Genomic DNA, 16,843 nt, shown 5'->3' on the forward strand with positions numbered 1-16,843 from the left:
CTTCTAATCTCTTCGTACTAGGGCGGTCAGCGCTCCTTGAAGGCCCGCGACATACTGTCGGTGATCGGCTTGGTGATATATTCGAAGAATGTCCGCTCCGATGTCTGGATCAGCACATCTGCCGGCATCCCGGGTACCGGATGGAACCCATGCACCTTGGCAATCTCCGAATCCGGTATTTCGACGCGGACGATATAGACATCCTTGGTCTGCAGACCTGCATTCTCTTCGATCGAGTCCGCCGAGACGTAGAACACCTTGCCGTTCAGAACAGGCGTCGTGCGGCGGTTCAACGCCGAGAGGCGGATGGCGGCCGTCTGACCTTCATGCAGCTGGTCGATCGACGTGCGCAGAACCTGCGCCTCGATGATCAGCGGCACATGCGCGGGCAGGATTTCCATGATCGGCTTGCCCGTGGTGATGACACCGCCTGCCGTGTGGTAATAGGCACGGATCACGGTGCCGTTGACGGGCGAACGGATCACTGTCCGCTCCAGCACGCCCTGCGCTTCGCGGGCCTGTTCGCGCACGCTATCGAGATCGGAATCAGCGCTTTCGAGCGCATCGAGCGCGGCCTGCTTGTTGGAGTTGACGGCGATGACGGCCTCCTGGCGGAACTTGGCGATTTCGGCTTCGCTCTCGTTGAGCTCGCCTTGCAGGCGCGAGATATCGCCCATGGCATCCGCCATGGCGCGTTCGATCGCCAAAAGGTCCGTCTTGCGCATGTACCCGACCTTGACGAGGCGGGCCTTGGAATCGCGCTCTTCGGTCAGTAGTGAAAGCTGCCGTTCGAAAGAATCCTTCTGCCCGCTATAGCCCTTGAACCGGTAGTCGAGCGAGGCGATGTTCTTGTCGATCAGGTTCAGCTGCTCTTCGAGTTTGACCTGTTTGCTGCGGAAAACGATATTCTGGCTCTGGATGATCGAACCGACATCGGGATCGCTGGCCTCGGCCATGACAACATCGGGGATCTTCAGGTCCTTGTCGCCCGCAGCTTCCGCTCTCAGCCGCGCGACAACCGCCTCGAGGCGCAGCCGCCGGAGCTTCAGCATGCGGTCGTTGGATAGCGCCGCCGTCGGGTCGAGGGTCAGGAGGACGTCACCTTCCTTGACGACGTCGCCTTCGCTGACCCGCATGTCCTTGATGATGCCGCCCTCGAGATGCTGGACGACCTTGTTATTGCCCGTGGCAACGAAGCTGCCCTGCGCGATGATCGCCGAGGCCAGCGGCGCCGTGCCGGCCCAGATGCCGAAACTGCCGAAGGAAGCAGCAAGGACGCTGAGGCCGATGATGCTGTGATAGCGGATCGAGCGCGGAACCTCGCTATACCATTCGACGGGATTGTTGCTCGTCTGCAGAGTGGTACTCGCCATTTCGATTTAACCTTCGATACGCGGCTGGGGACGATTGTTGTTGTTGTTGTTGCCCTGGATGGCTTGCAGCACTTCCATGCGCTCGCCGAACATCCCGACCGAGCCATCCTTGAGCAGAAGGATCTTGTCCACGCACTGCAGCAGGGCAGGGCGTTGCGTGATGGTGACGGTGGTAATGCCCTGCTTCTTGGCATGGATCAGCGCGCGGGCAAGGGCTGCCTCACCCTGCGTGTCGAGGTTCGAGTTTGGCTCGTCGAGAACCACGAATTTCGGGCTGCCGAAGAAGGCGCGGGCCAGCGCGATACGCTGCTTCTGGCCGCCAGAGAGCGGCGCACCGTCGGCGGCAACGACCGTCTCGTAGCCCTGCGGGAAGCTGGCGATCAGCTCATGGACGTCGGCAAGCACGGCCGCTTCGTAGATCTGGTGATCTTCGACATCGTCGCGCATGCGGCAGATGTTGGCCTTGATCGTTCCCGGGAACAGCTGCACATCCTGCGGCAGATATCCAATGCTTTCGCCGAACTGCCGCTGATCCCAGTTGCGCAGGTCCATGAGGTCGAGGCGCACGTTGCCGGAGGTCGGCAGGATCGAACCAACCAGCATCTTGCCGAGCGTCGTCTTGCCGGAACCCGAATTGCCGATGACAGCAAGGGATTCGCCCTTCTTCAGCGAGAAGGAGATGCCGTTGAGGATGACCTTCTTCTGTGGTGGCGGAACGAAGAGGATGCGCTCGACGTCGAGGCGTCCTTCCGGATTGGGCAGACGCAGGCGCGGGAAGTTCAGCGGCGAATTGATCAGCAGCTGCTTGATGCGGCCATAGGCGGCGGCAGAGCGGTTGAACTGATGCCAGCCTTCGATCGCGCCTTCGATCGGCGCCAGCGCGCGTCCGGAGACGATCGAAGCGGCGATCACCATGCCGCCCGTCAGCTCGCCCGACAGCGACAGATGTGCGCCCCAGCCAAGCAGCGCTACCTGCGTGATCATCCGGCAGGCCTTGGAGATGCCCGAGAAGATGATGTTGCGGTCCTGGGCGGCGACATGGCTTTTCAGCGATCCTGCCGTTTCCCGGCCCCACATCTTCACGGCTTCCGGGATCATCGCCAGTGCGTTGATAATCTGCGAATTGCGGGCCATCGAATCGAGATGGAAATTCGCCCGGTTGAGATAACCGTTGGCTTCGGCGAACGGGCGCGCCGTGAAGCGCTGGTTCAGATAGGCGATGAAGAAGAGCACCGCGCAGCAGACCATGATGATAATGCCGAGATGCGGGTGGACGAGATAGACCACGACGATGAACAGCGGCATCAGCGGTGCATCGAGGAAGGCGATCAGCGTGCCCGACGTGATGAAGCCGCGCAGCTGCTGCAAATCCTGCAGGATCTGGTAGTCCTTGCCGGTTCCGTGCAGAGAGGCGCGGGCCGCTGCGCTGAGGATCGGCGCGCCGAGCTGCACTTCGAGTTCGACGGCCGTGCGCATCAGGATGAAGCGGCGGATGGAATCGAGAAATGCCTGGATCAGCACGGCGCCGAGCACGGCGATGGTCAGCATGACGAGCGTGTCGATCGACCGGCTGGTCAGCACGCGGTCGGAGATCTGGAAGAGATAGAGCGGGATCGCCAGCAGCAGCACGTTGATCGCAATGGTGAAGGCCATGACGATCACCATGTTGCGCCGGATCGCGGCAATGCCCTTGGCCAGGCTGGCAGCAAAATTCACCGGTTCGCTGCGCTTGTGGAAATTGGCGCCGTTTCCGCCGCCTCCGCCACCGCCGCCACCTGAATCGGTATCCTTGCCATTGCCGCCGCCGCCAGTCTTCAGCCGGCGTTCGTTGTCCTGTAGCGGACCGGTATTGCCTTCGATGGTCTTGCCGAAGGGAATGGCGGCAGGGCTCTGTTTCAGTTCAGGCGCGGCCTCGGGTATGGCAATGGGAATTTCCGGGCTCTCAGGCGTCCGGCGCGCGACAGTCTCTTCCTCAACCGGTGCCGCTTTCTCCATCACGGGCGCAACGGGTTCTGCAGCAGCGGCGATCGGTTCTGCGGGCGCGATGATTTCAGGCTCCGGAGCGGGCGCTTCGGCGACAAGCTCGATCACGGGCTCCGCGGTCTTGGCCTCAACCTCGGACGTTGCTTCGACGACGGTGTCCGCTTCAGCATCGATGGCCACGGAGGGTTCGGCCTCAGCGGCGGCTGCCGGAACTTCGGCAATATCTTCAACCGCAGCAGCGCGGAACGCCCCATCGGCGCGCGCGGCGGATTCGGCCTGTGCCGCAGCTCTTGCGGCAGCACGCTTTGCCGTTAGCTGGCGGAGGTTCGCCACCGCATCGTCGATCGCCGACATGCACTCGTCGGTCATGTCCTCGTCGAAGGCACTGCCGCGGCGGCCAAGTCCCAAAGTCCGGCTTCCGGTGAAGGTGTTCTTTGGAATGTGATTCATGGGAGCGTTTCCCTCTACTCAAAACTATGCAGTGACGCCTTGCATCACGTCCGGGTGGGTCAGCGTCCATGAAAGATCGTGGCCGCCGTTGATTGTGGCGTCCTCGGAGCCTGCGTGATGCGTTGCGTCATCGCCGAGAAATGCGATGACCTCATTTGCAAGTGGCGCGGATTGCGGCTGGGAGGTGTCGTGTTCGACGAGGCCGCTCTGGATCAGGATGGCATCCGAATAGAGCTGTCCGCCGAGATAGGTCGTATGGCCGAACGTGTCGTAATCCAGGATCTGCGCGATATTGACGACAGCGTTGCTGCCGGTATCGACATGGATCGTGGCATTCTGGTTGTTCTGGGCGATTGCCGAGATAGCGTGTGTCACGTCGTCTGAATCGCCGAGCAGGCTGACCTGCTTGATGACGTTGACGTCGTAAAGATTGCCGGTGATGTAGAGGACGTTAAGTCCGGCATGGCCGGCGAAGTTTGCGTCATGCGCCAGCCCAGCCGGCATCGATGCGTCACGCTCCTCGATCGCTTTTTGCGTCTGCACCATGTAGTCGGGCATCGCCTGGAAACGGTCGTTGGCGCCGACATTGTGGATTTCGGCCAGGTTCCAGATCAGGTTGTTGCCTGACTGGATGGTCGCCCCCGGGGCGCCGGGTTCGCCGCGCGCCCAATCGTTGTCATAGAGGACGGCGATCTGCGAAATGACATTCATGTCTAGGACGTTGCCGCCAACGATCACCAGATCGTATTGCATGCCGATGCCGAACATCGACGCGAAGTTCACGGATGCATTGCCGCCCGTCAGCACGGTTGCTTCCGTGCCCGTGGCGGTAATCGTCATCGTGTCGTTGTCGTTGATGAAGTGATACTGCTCGATCCAGTTGACGAAGGACACGTCGCCATCGACGACGCTGACGCGCCAGGCGGTCGGGAAGATCGGATCGTGGCCTGTATCGGCTGAAGTCGCGTGTTGAGAGGCGCCGTCGTCATAGACGCTGCGCTGGAAGCTCGCGATGTTCTTGGCAACAGTCGCAGCGCTTGCCGAGGTGTCGAACATGCTGTCGATATGGTCATGGTCGCTGTAGACGTAACTCTGCGAGATCGCGTCGATCTGATGGTAGTTGCCCATCACTGCGGTCACCGAGGATATGACGGCGGTATCGGTGATGGCGACGATATTGGCGAGCACATTGGCGCCGGCGGCCACGTCGAGGCTGTTGACCGGTCCGCTATGCTGCTCGATCGGCAGGTCGGTCTTGCCGGTCTCGGGATCTTCCGGCGGCTTCGCGATGCCTCTGTCAGGCATGTAGTCGTCGAGAACGGGCGCTGCATCGGCGAGCTTGCCGTTGATGTAGATTGCGCCTGTCAGCTCGGTGCCGCCGATGTCGTGGCCCGCATCGACATAGCTATAGGTCTGCCCGCTCGTATCGGTGTCGTCGCTGCCGTAAGTCTGCAGCTCGCCGTCAGGGCCGGGTGTTCCCGACTCGAGGACCGAGTTGACATAGGTATGAATGTTGTCGGCAATCGTCTTCAGCGCATCGGCGCTGTCAGTGCGGTCGAGACTGATGAACGGTGACGCAGCTTCGGCCTTTTCCTGGAGATAGAGCAGTTGCGCAGTGACGAAGCTGGTATCCCGGAATTCGGCATCGCGGTCCGTCATGTTCAGATAGTCGTCGTCGTAGAGGATGTTCACCTGCGCGACATGCGCGACCATTGAGCCCGGTCCTTGAAAGACCTGCAGCTCCGGATCTTCACCGGGCATGCTGAAGCTCGGGATATAATGGAGGCCGCTGAAGTCGCGATGCGCGAGATCGGAAAGCTTCGCTAGGCTCTCTTCGAAGGCGTGCCCATAAAAGCGCGGGTGGGCGAAATTGATGTCGTAGGCCAACGAGCGGTACGGTGCGCTCGGGTCGAAGTCCTTGAGTTGCAGATCCGATGAAAACGTCGCCGCCCGGATTTCGTCCTCGGGCTGGATGGCGACGTCCTCATTCGGGCGTGCCCCTTCCGCATATACATTGCGTGCTCTCGCCTCTTCGACCGCCGTATCGAATAGACCGATGAAGTGCGCAATGATTTCGGAAATCTTCTCGCTATGCATGATGGCCCCTCCCGTTTGACACGGTGTCCGGCCTGATCTGCAGCATATCCGCCCTTGGATACTCTCGTGTGCTGCGTTTCAAGCCGCCAAACTGCACCGGCGCGAACGCCGGTGCAGCAGGTCTGGACTTTGCTTGAGGTTACGCGGCACCGCCGTCGTGCGAGTCCTGGCCCGTGGTATGCGAGTCATGTCCGATCGCATCGAACGTGTTGCTGAGCATGTTCGCGCCCTGCACGAGCTCCATGTGGATCCCCGAATTCGCAAGGATCGCAGATGCGTCCGCAACGCTCGAACCGTTGACGTCGTCGCCTGCGCCGCCGGTCCAGCCGCCATGATGGCTGAGGTCCATGCCGTCAGCGCCATGTGCGTTACCGCCATCCACCGACAGTTTGTTGTCGGCGTTGGAAGCATCCATCTTCATGCCCCAGGACGTGTCCTGGTCCGCCAGGTGGTTTGCCTGGATGGCACTGAAGGCGTTGCCGTTGTTGAAGGCACCGTTCAGGATGTTGTCGATGTCAAGCGTGAAGGAGAAGTTGTCGCCGAGGTTGAAGTTGACGTCGTTGCCGGCCACCCCAAGATTGTCGAAGTCCTTGACGTCGTGAATGGTCGCGAAGTCGGTATCGGTCTTGTTGAAGCTGTCGGCCGTGTTCGTCGTGTCGTTGTCGGTCTTGTTGAAGCTATCAGCCGTATTGAAGCTGTCCGATGTCGTGGTCGTCTTGACGTCGGTATCGGTGACCGTCTTGATGTCGGTGTCGGTCTTCGTGTTGATATCGTTGTCGCTGTACGACTTGCTGTCGTAGCTCCAGTCATAGTCCGACTTCACATTGGTATCAGCGTCGTTGATGTTGGTGTTGGTCGTCGTATTCGTGGTCTTGCTGTCGTAGTCCCAATCGTAGCTGTTGTCGCGATTGTTGCCGTTCAGCAGGTCGAGCGTCGCATCGACGGTGATATCCGAGCTGTTGTCGCTGTGATCACTGTTGTCACTGTTATCGCTGTTATCACTGTTGTCGGTATTGGTCGTGTTGTCACGATTGTCGCCATTGGCGAGGCCGCCAATATAAGCGGTGGAATTATCCGAAGTGTCCGGATCATTGATTGCGGTATTGCCCAGGAAGCCGTCTGCAAGCGCACCGATGTTATTGGTCTCGGTGTCGCCGCCCGGCTGATAATTCTGGCTCATTTCGCTTCCTCCAAAGGAATTCGGAGCAGTGTGCGAAATCCCTCTCATCTCAAATGGGATTTTACTCGCGCTTACTCCGATACTGATTACTCATATGCAGATGTATGCATTACCTGGTCATCTGCGGTTCAATTCCGGTTTGTTGGCCAAACCTGATGTATTGGATTGCGCGTAACTCAGTACAAGGACGCACAGATCTAGCTCCGCAATCATGTGATTGAAGACTTCATGCTTTCAGTTGTTTGAGTTGCCCCAATGGAAAAGCAGAGATATCGCAGTCGCGAGGGGATATTCCGCGTTTCCGGTGCCGCAATTGAGCGACAATACGACTTTGACCGAGAAGAACCGAGCTTCCTAGATACCAATTCGGGCTAGCGCGTTGGAACTCACTGTGGCTCGCCCGGACTGATCAAGGCGTTTCAAGATGACCTCTGTTCACTGGCAATGAAACCGCATGCAGCCACCCCCATTTGAGGGCAATTGGGCCGCTTCGTTTCGCTCCACCTCTAAGTCAAAAGTCTTGCATAAGTAACATTCCGGTTAATTGGCGCTGTCCAAAAGAGTGAAAAAGACGACGCACCTACTATTGGTTCGAAAATACCATAAAGGACCAAAAATAACCGACTATATACCCCATAAGTTATCTAGGATGGGGTGGATACAACCAGAACAATAGGAAATGTCATTGTATATTTACAAAAACTAACCCGTTTGGGCCATTTCCTTCAATGGAACTTCGTATTACCATAATTAAGAAATGGCTAACTAATGAAGACGGGAATTACGAGGGGTGCCCGTCCGGGCCGCCCGGAAGTATCACTCAAAGCATTTGTAACGTGTAACGCTATGGGGAGGCGTAAATGTTCATGACTGCGTCGAAGACTGGTGATGCCGATCAGAGCCGAAAGTTCGGTCCGGCCGGGGACACAATACTTGTCATTGCGAATGCCGACTTGTTCTCCGAATGCCTCGTCGAGGCGCTGGCGAAGAAGTTTCCGAGTTGCGAAGTCATCAGCAGGGGCTATTCCAAGGCCATGCTGCAGAATGATGCCAACGACGCCACGCTGGTTCTCTTCTACCACATTACCGGAACGGAGCTCAGCGATGCTCTGGCGACTGTCAGGGAAAATCACCCCGCGACATCGATCGGTCTCGTCGTCGAAGCGATCGACATGATGGAGCCCTATATCAACCGGCTCGTCGAGGCCCGCGTCATCGATGGCGTCCTGCCGCTCAACCTGAGGCTCGACGTGTTCATGGCAGCTGTCGATCTTCTGATGAAGGGTGGCGAGCATTTCCCGTCGGCACTGCTGAACCGCCTGACCAACCAGGCACCCGAGCGCTCGCTTTACGAGGCACGCTCCGTTGCGGTGGCCGGGGCAGGGGCGATGCGGCTGAGACAGGGCGATATGTCGTCCCTGACGACGCGCGAGGTGCAGATCCTTGATCTGATCTGTAAGGGCACGCAGAACAAGATCATTGCCGATGAACTCCATCTGTCGGAGAACACGGTCAAGGTTCACGTCCGCAACATATACAAGAAGATGAATGTGCGCAATCGCACCGAAGCAGCCTCGCGGTTCTTCAGCAGCGAAGCGAACAATCCGACGGGAAGATGGCGGAACTGATTACCGGTCAATATGATCAATGAGCAGGCCGCGCGAAACAGCGCGGCTTCTCCAGCCGCAGCGTTGCGGACGTCGATACGCCGACGCGCGTGTCCGCAGCCAGGCGAAGCGCAAAGCGCGCATAATTCTCAATCACAAAGAATCTGATGAATCCGCGTTCGTTTGAACGGGCGGCGGTTCAACGGTGAGCACCGGCGACTTGCCGGCTTATGAACAGGCCTGAAAACGAAAACGGCGCCTAACGGCGCCGTTTTGGGTGTATCTCATTCGCCGCTGATTAGCGGAACGAACGGGATGCAATGTTACGGATCTCGTAGCGGCTGATGCCGATATCGGAGAGGGTCTGGTTGGACAGGTTGCCGAGTTCGTTGAGCGTACGGCGGTAGCTAATCCAGCTCTTTGCAATGCGGATCGGGTTCATTGTCTTCATCCTTAGAAGTGTCTCGCGGCCGGCGTCATCGCCGTCTCTGCGCTTGGACATTCATATAGTGGATCTCTGTCATATTGTGCAGTGCAAAGAAAAGGCATCTGCTATGCGTTTGTGCAATGATCTGCCCGCGAAATGCGCAGGTGTGATTTTTTGAGCGGCTAAATTGAGCCTTTTTATCTGCAACTCTTACGAAAGTGTAAATTTCAGACAAAAGAAAACGCCCGTTGCGTGAGCACCGGGCGTTTTGAGAAGGAGATCAGCTTGGGAGGACGCTGATCGCCTGAATTAGCGGGCGGCTGCCTCGCGAGCGACGCGATGGATTTCCGACCGGTCGATGCCGAGGTCGTGCAATTCGCGGTTGCTCATGCGGCCGAGTTCGCTAACGGTCTGACGGTACTTGCGCCAGTTGTTGAAAGAGCGGGTAATGTTCATTTTGATCCCCTTTCCGAGGGTTCGCATCTGCCAGCTGCAGCCTATCCGCGCTGGCTTTCATTTGATGAGCTGAATATATGCTGCGCCGCAAAGAACGAATAGAGACAAGATTTCAAGTCACCTATGCGCTTTGCGCAGGTCTGGCGCCGTGAATTACATGATTTTGCCGCTTTCTGGTCAATGAATAGGCAGAATGATATTCCCCCAGCGTGCCTATTGCCGGTGGTCTGGCTCCAGGTGCGGCTGAGAGTGTTTTCGAGGCGCGCAAAGGGGGGAGCTGGATGCCCGGAGTAGGCGCCGCCGCGGCAGCGCCCAACATTTCCGGCAGACGGCGGGATATCTATCTACAGATTCTCGCGCGCCGCCCACTCCATCCGCAGACATCAAGCGGCATATATGCATTCCGGCTGATTTAATCGTTTAACCACCCGTTAAACAAAACGCCCACCGGGGGAGGATCCGGTGGGCGTCATGTAGGTGACTGACAACTGGGAGGAGGAGTGTTGTCAGTCTATCGGAGTGCGCTGGGAGGAGGAGTGCGCATCTCCGAATTCTTTATACGGACATCATATCCGCAGGCTTCCGGTTAACCGGGCCGGGCTGCCACGCCCGCGCTTCTTGATGATCAAAATAGTATGACTAATGATTATTTTGCAGTGCAATATTTTCATAGTGGCTATGCGCATCGTGCATGCCTTTCTACAATGACCATATATTAGAACATTGGCGTTAATTGTCGGTTAAGAAGTGCACCAAGTTCATGCAGGGCGTTTCTTGCATTTCGAGCGCGGGATTGCCTAACCGGATCACCGGCGATAACGCTAGCGGATGCCATCACGGGGGCGGAGGCTGATATGTATCGAGGCAGGTTGGAGCGTGATCTTTCGGTGTGGGTCGGCAAGGGATTAATCCCCGAGGCGACTGCCGAACTGCTGCTCGGGGAATATGACAGCCGTCCGGCGAGCTTCAGTCTCGGCCGCGTCCTGATGGTACTGGCCGCTGTCCTGTTGGGTGCGGCCCTGCTGCTGCTCGTCGCGTCCAACTGGGAGGCCATTCCACGGCTGGTGCGCGCCGGCGCGATCCTGGCCGTGATCTGGATGGCCTATCTCGGCGCTGCCGCCCTGTTCGCCCGTGGTGCCATCGCCGCAGCCAATGCGCTGCTTGTCGTCGGCGTCCTCAGCTTCGGCGGGGCCATATCGCTGATCGGGCAGATGTATCATCTGTCCGGCGACGAGCAGACAGTCATGTATCTCTGGTTTGCCATCGCTGCTATTTCGGCCGCGCTCTTCCGCTCGGGTCCGGCAACGGCAATCGCGGGCTTTCTCTCCTGGGCGTCCTTTGGTGTCTATCTCAGCAATTACGACACCCGCTGGGTCGGTGCCGGCGCCTGGGCGCCGCTGGCAATGAGCGTCGTCCTCATTGCGCTGGTTCGCTACACCGACGCTGGCCGGTCACGTCACCTTGCCTACTTCCTGGTGGTCGGCTGGCTGGCTTGGCTTTATACCTTGCACGACGATTTCTGGCTGGCCGCAGCCTATGTGATCTGCGGTCTCGCGGTGTTCCTGGCCGTCAGCCTGCCGCCATTACGCAATTCCGCCTTCATCAAGGCCGCGGGGGCTGCGCCGGCCTTCTACGCATTCCTGATCGCCACCGTCGGGTTGCTGCTGCTCAATATAGAACTTCAGAAAGGCGGCGCGCTTGTCGTTCTCAGCCTGGTCACGCTGGCCATCGCCGTATTGGCAATCGCGCTGCAGGGCCGGGATAACGGTGCCGTTCGCTATCTGGCCTATCTGATGTTCGCAGCCGACGTTCTCTATCTGGCATCGGAGACGGTCGGCTCGATCCTTGGCACATCCAGTCTCTTCCTTCTCTCCGGCGTCTTCGTTGCTCTGGTCGCCTGGCTGGTGATCCGGCTGGAACGGCGCTTCGGTGGAAAAAAGGCGGAGGTGGCCCAATGAGCGCGATCGTCTCGAGCCGCAATCCGGCAAGGCGTTATATGGTGGCGGCGCTTATCGCTGCCGGTCTGCAGACCGCGGTACTCGGCTATATCATAGAGAGCCGTGCCGCTATTCTGCGCAGCGGAGCGGAGGTCGTCCTCAAGACTGCGCCCGTCGATCCGCGCGACTTCCTGCGCGGCGATTACGTAGTCCTGAACTACGACATCTCCTCCGTGCCGGTCAGCAGTGTCAAGGGTGGGCTTCCATCTGCCGCCGGCGAACAGGTGCTATGGGTGCGGTTGAAGCCGCAGGCCGATGGCTTCTGGAACGTCGCCGAATCGTCATTCTCTGCGCTGCCGGAAGAGAGCGGCAGCGCGGTGATCAGAAGCCAGCCTTTCTATAGTTATGGCCCGGCCGGCGGCGACAGCATGCGCGTCGAGTATGGCATCGAGCGCTACTATGTTCCCGAGGGCGAGGGCAAGCCACTTGAGGAGGCCCGGCAGGATGGTCAGGTCTCGGTTGCGGCCCGTGTTTCGGCCGATGGAACGGCGCAGATCAGGAGCCTTCTCGTCGATGGGAAGGCAGCCTATGAGGAGCCGCTTTACTGATTGGAGGAGAGGCCTGTGGATTGCCGCTCGCCGGGCGGTTGATCGCTGTCATCGGGCCTTCATTTTTCCTTTGCCTCTACCAAATCGGGTGATATAGAGACGCCGCGCTCCGGAAGGCCTCATGCGCAGGCATATGCATGCGGTTTTGCGAACGCGGGTATGGTGAAATTGGTAGACACGCCAGATTTAGGTTCTGGTGCCGCAAGGCGTGGGAGTTCAAGTCTCTCTACCCGCACCAAAGCTGGCTTGCAGGCGGGATATCCCGATTACCCGGCAGGATGGCGCCGTCCCCCTTAACGGCGGGATGTATTGGAATTTGAAGAACAAAGCCACGCGCGGCCAAATTGTCCGGCGTCGTGCTCATCGAAACGAAGGCGTCTGGGCACGGCCGCCAACGAAATGAAGGTAGGAAGACATGCAGGTTATCGAAACGCTCGCTGAAGGGCTGAAGCGCGAAATCAAGGTCGTTATCCCGGCCAAGGACATGGAAAGCAAGCTGAACGAGCGTCTTGCCGACGTTAAGGACAAGGTCCGTATCAACGGCTTCCGTCCGGGCAAGGTACCGCCTGCTCACCTCAAGAAGGTCTACGGCAAGTCGATCATGGCCGACCTCGTCAACGAGATCGTCCGCGAACAGCCGACCCAGATCCTTTCCAGCCGTGGCGAAAAGTCGGCTACCCAGCCGGAAATCGCCATGACCGAGGACAAGGACGAAGCCGAGAAGATCCTCTCCGCTGAGAAGGACTTCGAATTCACGCTGTCCTACGAAGTCCTGCCGCCGATCGAACTGAAGTCCACCAAGGGCATCAAGATCACCCGCGAAGTCGTCGATATCTCCGACGACGAAGTCAACGAACAGGTCCTGAAGGTTGCCGAGAGCGCCCGCTTTTACGAAACCAAGAAGGGCAAGGCTGCTGACGGCGACCGCATCACCATGGACTACGTCGGCAAGGTCGACGGCGTTGCCTTCGACGGCGGCACCGATCAGGGCGCCGAACTGGTTCTCGGTTCCGGCCGTTTCATCCCGGGCTTCGAAGAGCAGCTAGTCGGCACCAAGGCTGGCGACGAAAAGACCATTACCGTGACGTTCCCGGCCGATTACCCGGCCAAGAACCTCGCCGGCGCTGAAGCCACCTTCGACGTCACCGTCAAGGACGTTGCTGCTCCGGGCGAAACCGAAATCAACGACGAACTGGCCAAGAAGCTCGGCCTCGAATCGGCTGACCGCCTGCGCGAAATCGTCCGTGGCCAGATCGAATCGCAGTACGGCTCGCTGACCCGCCAGAAGGTCAAGCGCCAGATCCTCGACCAGCTCGACGAGATGTACAAGTTCGATACGCCGAAGTCGCTCGTTGACGCTGAGTACAACGGCATCTGGAGCCAGGTGAACAACGACCTCGCACAGTCTGGCCGCTCGTTCGAAGACGAAGGCACGACCGAAGACAAGGCACAGGAAGAATACAAGACGCTGGCTGAACGCCGCGTCCGCCTCGGCCTCGTTCTCTCCGAAATCGGCGAAAAGGCCGGCGTCGAAGTCTCCGAAGACGAAATGCAGCGCGCGATCTACGAACAGCTGCGTCAGTATCCGGGCCAGGAAAAGCAGATCCTCGAGTTTTTCCGCAGCCAACCGGGTGCAGCCGCTTCGATCCGCGCTCCGATCTTCGAAGAGAAGGTCATCGACCATCTGCTGACCGAAATCGACGTCACAGACAAGAAGGTCACCAAGGAAGAGCTGCTCGCCGACGAAGAAGGCGAAGGCTCCGACAAGGACGCCAAGAAGGCTGCCCCGAAGAAGAAGGCAGCTGCCAAGGCTGAGGCTTCCGAAGGCGAAGAAGCAGCTCCGAAGAAGAAGGCTGCTCCGAAGAAGAAGGCTTCCGAAGGCGACGCTGAATAATCGGCTGATCCCTTATGGATTTTCGAAGGCCTCGCCGCTTGCGGCTGGGCCTTTTTGTTTGTCATCGAGTGTCCTGACTCCGAGGCTGTGAAGAAGTTTCATATTTGCTAATCAGTGCCTTGCAGTGTGAAGCTGATCCTTTACACTTCTGGATTGCGACGATGTGCAAAGGGGAAAATCTTGGCCTTCCAGAACAGCGCCATTGAGTCCGAAGCGGCAGAGTCCGGCTTTTTCACCTGGGATATCGTGGCGAACCTGCTCTATGCCGATGGTGCGGTCGCTGAGCTTTTCGGCCTTGATTACGTCAAGACCGAGCACGGACTGCCGCTGGATATCTATATCGAACGCATTCATCCGGAAGACCGCGCGAATGTGGCTGCCGCCATCCACGAATCGATCGCGACAGGTGAGCCGGAGCAGCAGAGCTACCGGACGCGCCAGGCAGACGGTCGCTACAGCTATGTGATGGTCTTTGGCCGCTGCTTCCGCGACAAGGCGGGCATCCCGTCGCTCTATGCCGGCATTATTTGTCCGGTGTCCGATGAGCCGATGCTGACCAAGCCATTGGTGAAATACTGCCTCACGGCCTACGATATCGCCGTTCGCGAAGGTAACCACGCCGTTGCCAAGCACCTGCAGGCGGCGCTTGGCGAACTCGACTGGATGAAACCAGATGGTTTACTGGCGAACTGAGCCGGCTTAGCCGGGAAATGCCCTAAAGCTCCGACTTGATATCGCCCATTCGGTTCCAGGCGTCGAGGCCCGCAATCTTGTAGGCCTCGRCAAGCGTCGGATAGTTGAAGGTGTTCTCGACGAAATATTCGACGGTACCCTTCAGGTTCAGCACGGCCTGGCCGATATGAACGAGCTCGGTGGCGCCTTCGCCGACGATATGGACGCCGAGCAGGCGCCGCGTCTTCAGCGAGAAGATCAGCTTCAAAAGGCCGGTATCGAGGCCCATGATATGGCCGCGCGATGTTTCGCGGAAACGGGCGATGCCGCATTCATAGGGAATGCCGCGTTCCTTCATCTCTTCCTCAGTCAGGCCGCAGGTCGAGATTTCAGGGACGGCATAGATGCCGTAGGGGAAGTATTTCGGCGGCTCCTTGGCAACGGCACCGACGGCGACGCGTGCCGCGATGCGGCCCTGTTCCATCGAGGTCGAGGCAAGGCTCGGAAAGCCGACGACGTCGCCTGCGGCGTAGATATTCGGTACCGAGGTCTGGAAGGTTTCCGGATTGACCTTCAGGCGGCCGCGATTGTCGGCTTCGAGGCCGATGGCCGGCAGGTTAAGCGTATCGGTAGCGCCCATGCGTCCGGCGGCAAACAGCACCATGTCGGTTACCAGGTGGCGGCCGTTGTCGAGCGTCAGCTGCACCTTGCCATTATCGAGCTTCTCCACCTTGTCGGCCTTCTGGCCGAGTAGCAGCTTCATGTTGCGGTCACGCAGCTGATAGGTGAAGTCCTCGATGATCTCCTTGTCGATGAAGTCGAGCATTGTCGACTTCGGGTCGATGACGGTCACGGCGGTGTCGAGCGCGCTGAAGATCGTCGCATATTCGATACCGATAACGCCGGCGCCGATGACGACCATCGAGCGCGGCAGTTCCTCGATATCGAGCAGCTCGTCGCTGTCGATGATCGCCTTGCCGTCGAAGGGCATGTAATCGGGCCGGAACGGCTTGGTGCCGACAGCAAGCAGCACACTTGCGGCAGAAACCTGGATTGTTTCACCGTCATCCTTGACGACCTGCAGCGTCGCGGCGTCGATGAAGCTCGCCTTGCCGCGCATATGCTGCACGCGGTTGCGGGCGAACTGATGTTCCAGCACTTCAACTTCATGATCAAGGGTGATCAGCAGGCGGCGGCGAAGGTCCTCTGCGCTGATCTGATCCTTGACGCGATAGGCCCGGCCGTAGAAGCCGCGTTCGCGCCAGCCTGAAAGATTGAGCGCCGTTTCGCGCAACGTCTTGGACGGGATGGTACCGGTATGGACGGAGACGCCGCCCACCCGCTTGCCCTGTTCGATGACCAGAACCTTCTTGCCGAGCTTGGCAGCCTGAATGGCGCCGCGGCGGCCTGCGGGGCCGCTGCCCACAACAACGAGATCGTACTGGAACATGGCTCAGCCCCGGCTGGAAGAGGAATCAAATATTGCGCCGCAAAATGTCGCGCATTCACCGGTAGCTGGTCAATGTTACAGATGGTTTAAGGCGCTGGTATCAAGAATTACCGAAGCCAAGCAGGGGTTCCATCTTCTCGAAGGTAATATCCATCGGGAAAGCATGCGAAAACGAATAGGGGATGTGGCCGTAAAGCAGCGATAGCTGGCCCTCCGCGACCTTTTCACTCTTGCCGGCGATGGCAGCGAGATAGAGCGCCGAGGCAAGCCCTGTGCGGTCTGCGCCCGCCTGGCAATGGATCAGGAGCGGCTTCGGCGCGTCGCGCATGATGGCGATGAGCTGCAGAGCCTGTTCAGGCGTCAGCTCCTTTGAGGAATTCATGCGGAAGTCGATATGCTTGATCCCAAGTGCATTCGATTGGGCGATCTCGCTGTCGTACCAGCTCTTGCTGCCGTTCTCGCCCCTTAGATTGAGGATCGTCTTGATGCCGTAACTGCCTTCCAGCCGGGCGATCGCTGAGGCGGAAGGCTGCGAGGAACGATAGACTTCCCCGGGCACGACGGCGTGGAAATTGTTCGTCGCCAGCAGATGGACGTAGTAGCCGCCGATCAGCAGCACGAGCAGGCCGGTGAGGCTGAGAATGCGTTTGGCGATCGGGGAAATGGTCAGGCGCGGAAATCTCAGTGTCATCGAATCTCAAGCTCGGGT

Annotated in this window: 13 protein-coding genes and 1 tRNA gene; 6 read left to right on the forward strand and 8 right to left on the reverse strand. The window is 58.8% G+C overall.

Going from position 1 to position 16,843, the window contains the following annotated elements:
* Positions 1-26: 26 nt before the first annotated feature.
* From AC1DJO_RS17750 to AC1DJO_RS17765, 4 genes are all read right to left on the reverse strand, one after another.
* Positions 27-1,373 carry an HlyD family type I secretion periplasmic adaptor subunit gene (locus tag AC1DJO_RS17750; RefSeq protein ID WP_477972128.1) on the reverse strand — a complete coding sequence of 449 codons (1,347 nt, stop codon included), beginning with the start codon at positions 1,371-1,373 and terminating at the stop codon, positions 27-29.
* A gap of 6 nt (positions 1,374-1,379) precedes the next feature.
* Positions 1,380-3,725: a type I secretion system permease/ATPase gene (locus tag AC1DJO_RS17755; protein WP_477972343.1), complete on the reverse strand. Its 2,346-nt coding sequence runs from the start codon at positions 3,723-3,725 to the stop codon at positions 1,380-1,382.
* Positions 3,726-3,830: 105 nt separating this feature from the next.
* Entirely contained in the window at positions 3,831-5,903 is a 2,073-nt protein-coding gene (locus tag AC1DJO_RS17760; protein WP_477972130.1) for a hypothetical protein, read from the reverse strand.
* 139 nt (positions 5,904-6,042) lie between these two features.
* Complete coding sequence (locus AC1DJO_RS17765; RefSeq protein WP_112387989.1) at positions 6,043-7,083, reverse strand: fibrinogen-binding protein; 1,041 nt, start codon at positions 7,081-7,083, stop codon at positions 6,043-6,045.
* An 860-nt stretch (positions 7,084-7,943) separates the two neighbouring features.
* Between AC1DJO_RS17765 and AC1DJO_RS17770 the strand changes: the two genes are divergently transcribed.
* Positions 7,944-8,711: a helix-turn-helix transcriptional regulator gene (locus tag AC1DJO_RS17770; RefSeq protein ID WP_112387990.1), complete on the forward strand. Its 768-nt coding sequence runs from the start codon at positions 7,944-7,946 to the stop codon at positions 8,709-8,711.
* 277 nt (positions 8,712-8,988) lie between these two features.
* On the opposite strand, the gene AC1DJO_RS17775 is transcribed toward AC1DJO_RS17770, so the two are convergent.
* Both AC1DJO_RS17775 and AC1DJO_RS17780 read right to left on the reverse strand, forming a co-directional pair.
* Positions 8,989-9,132, reverse strand: a complete 144-nt coding sequence (locus tag AC1DJO_RS17775; protein WP_074061123.1) for a DUF1127 domain-containing protein — start codon at positions 9,130-9,132, stop codon at positions 8,989-8,991.
* Positions 9,133-9,426: 294 nt separating this feature from the next.
* Entirely contained in the window at positions 9,427-9,573 is a 147-nt protein-coding gene (locus AC1DJO_RS17780; RefSeq protein ID WP_112387991.1) for a DUF1127 domain-containing protein, read from the reverse strand.
* A gap of 854 nt (positions 9,574-10,427) precedes the next feature.
* Between AC1DJO_RS17780 and AC1DJO_RS17785 the strand changes: the two genes are divergently transcribed.
* The 5 genes from AC1DJO_RS17785 (at position 10,428) to AC1DJO_RS17805 (ending at position 14,705) form a co-directional block, all read left to right on the forward strand.
* Complete coding sequence (locus tag AC1DJO_RS17785) at positions 10,428-11,531, forward strand: DUF2157 domain-containing protein (protein WP_477972132.1); 1,104 nt, start codon at positions 10,428-10,430, stop codon at positions 11,529-11,531.
* Positions 11,528-12,118, forward strand: a complete 591-nt coding sequence (locus AC1DJO_RS17790) for a GDYXXLXY domain-containing protein (RefSeq protein ID WP_112518648.1) — start codon at positions 11,528-11,530, stop codon at positions 12,116-12,118. Before AC1DJO_RS17785 ends, AC1DJO_RS17790 begins: the two co-directional genes overlap by 4 nt.
* A gap of 153 nt (positions 12,119-12,271) precedes the next feature.
* A tRNA-Leu gene (locus AC1DJO_RS17795) sits at positions 12,272-12,356 on the forward strand.
* 177 nt (positions 12,357-12,533) lie between these two features.
* Positions 12,534-14,012, forward strand: coding sequence for a trigger factor (gene tig, locus AC1DJO_RS17800; protein WP_477972134.1), 1,479 nt, complete (start codon positions 12,534-12,536; stop codon positions 14,010-14,012).
* 180 nt (positions 14,013-14,192) lie between these two features.
* Positions 14,193-14,705 (forward strand): PAS domain-containing protein, encoded by a 513-nt coding sequence (locus AC1DJO_RS17805; protein ID WP_477972137.1) that lies wholly within the window; start codon positions 14,193-14,195, stop codon positions 14,703-14,705.
* A 22-nt stretch (positions 14,706-14,727) separates the two neighbouring features.
* On the opposite strand, the gene sthA is transcribed toward AC1DJO_RS17805, so the two are convergent.
* Together sthA and AC1DJO_RS17815 are read right to left on the reverse strand one after the other, a co-directional pair.
* Positions 14,728-16,134: a Si-specific NAD(P)(+) transhydrogenase gene (gene sthA / locus AC1DJO_RS17810; RefSeq protein WP_477972139.1), complete on the reverse strand. Its 1,407-nt coding sequence runs from the start codon at positions 16,132-16,134 to the stop codon at positions 14,728-14,730.
* Positions 16,135-16,234: 100 nt separating this feature from the next.
* The gene (locus tag AC1DJO_RS17815) at positions 16,235-16,825 is read right to left on the reverse strand and encodes a dual specificity protein phosphatase family protein (protein ID WP_477972143.1); all 591 of its coding nucleotides are present in this window, start codon (positions 16,823-16,825) and stop codon (positions 16,235-16,237) included.
* Between the last annotated feature and the right edge of the window lie 18 nt (positions 16,826-16,843).

Source organism: Rhizobium sp. 05N430 (genome assembly GCF_056396985.1).

Coding starts and splice junctions, on each gene's coding strand:
- AC1DJO_RS17750 (WP_477972128.1), bottom strand. CDS start 1,373: ATGGCGAGTACCACTCTGCAGACGAGCAACAATCCCGTCGAATGGTAT.
- AC1DJO_RS17755 (WP_477972343.1), bottom strand. CDS start 3,725: ATGACCGACGAGTGCATGTCGGCGATCGACGATGCGGTGGCGAACCTC.
- AC1DJO_RS17760 (WP_477972130.1), bottom strand. CDS start 5,903: ATGCATAGCGAGAAGATTTCCGAAATCATTGCGCACTTCATCGGTCTA.
- AC1DJO_RS17765 (WP_112387989.1), bottom strand. CDS start 7,083: ATGAGCCAGAATTATCAGCCGGGCGGCGACACCGAGACCAATAACATC.
- AC1DJO_RS17770 (WP_112387990.1), top strand. CDS start 7,944: ATGTTCATGACTGCGTCGAAGACTGGTGATGCCGATCAGAGCCGAAAG.
- AC1DJO_RS17775 (WP_074061123.1), bottom strand. CDS start 9,132: ATGAACCCGATCCGCATTGCAAAGAGCTGGATTAGCTACCGCCGTACG.
- AC1DJO_RS17780 (WP_112387991.1), bottom strand. CDS start 9,573: ATGAACATTACCCGCTCTTTCAACAACTGGCGCAAGTACCGTCAGACC.
- AC1DJO_RS17785 (WP_477972132.1), top strand. CDS start 10,428: ATGTATCGAGGCAGGTTGGAGCGTGATCTTTCGGTGTGGGTCGGCAAG.
- AC1DJO_RS17790 (WP_112518648.1), top strand. CDS start 11,528: ATGAGCGCGATCGTCTCGAGCCGCAATCCGGCAAGGCGTTATATGGTG.
- tig (WP_477972134.1), top strand. CDS start 12,534: ATGCAGGTTATCGAAACGCTCGCTGAAGGGCTGAAGCGCGAAATCAAG.
- AC1DJO_RS17815 (WP_477972143.1), bottom strand. CDS start 16,825: ATGACACTGAGATTTCCGCGCCTGACCATTTCCCCGATCGCCAAACGC.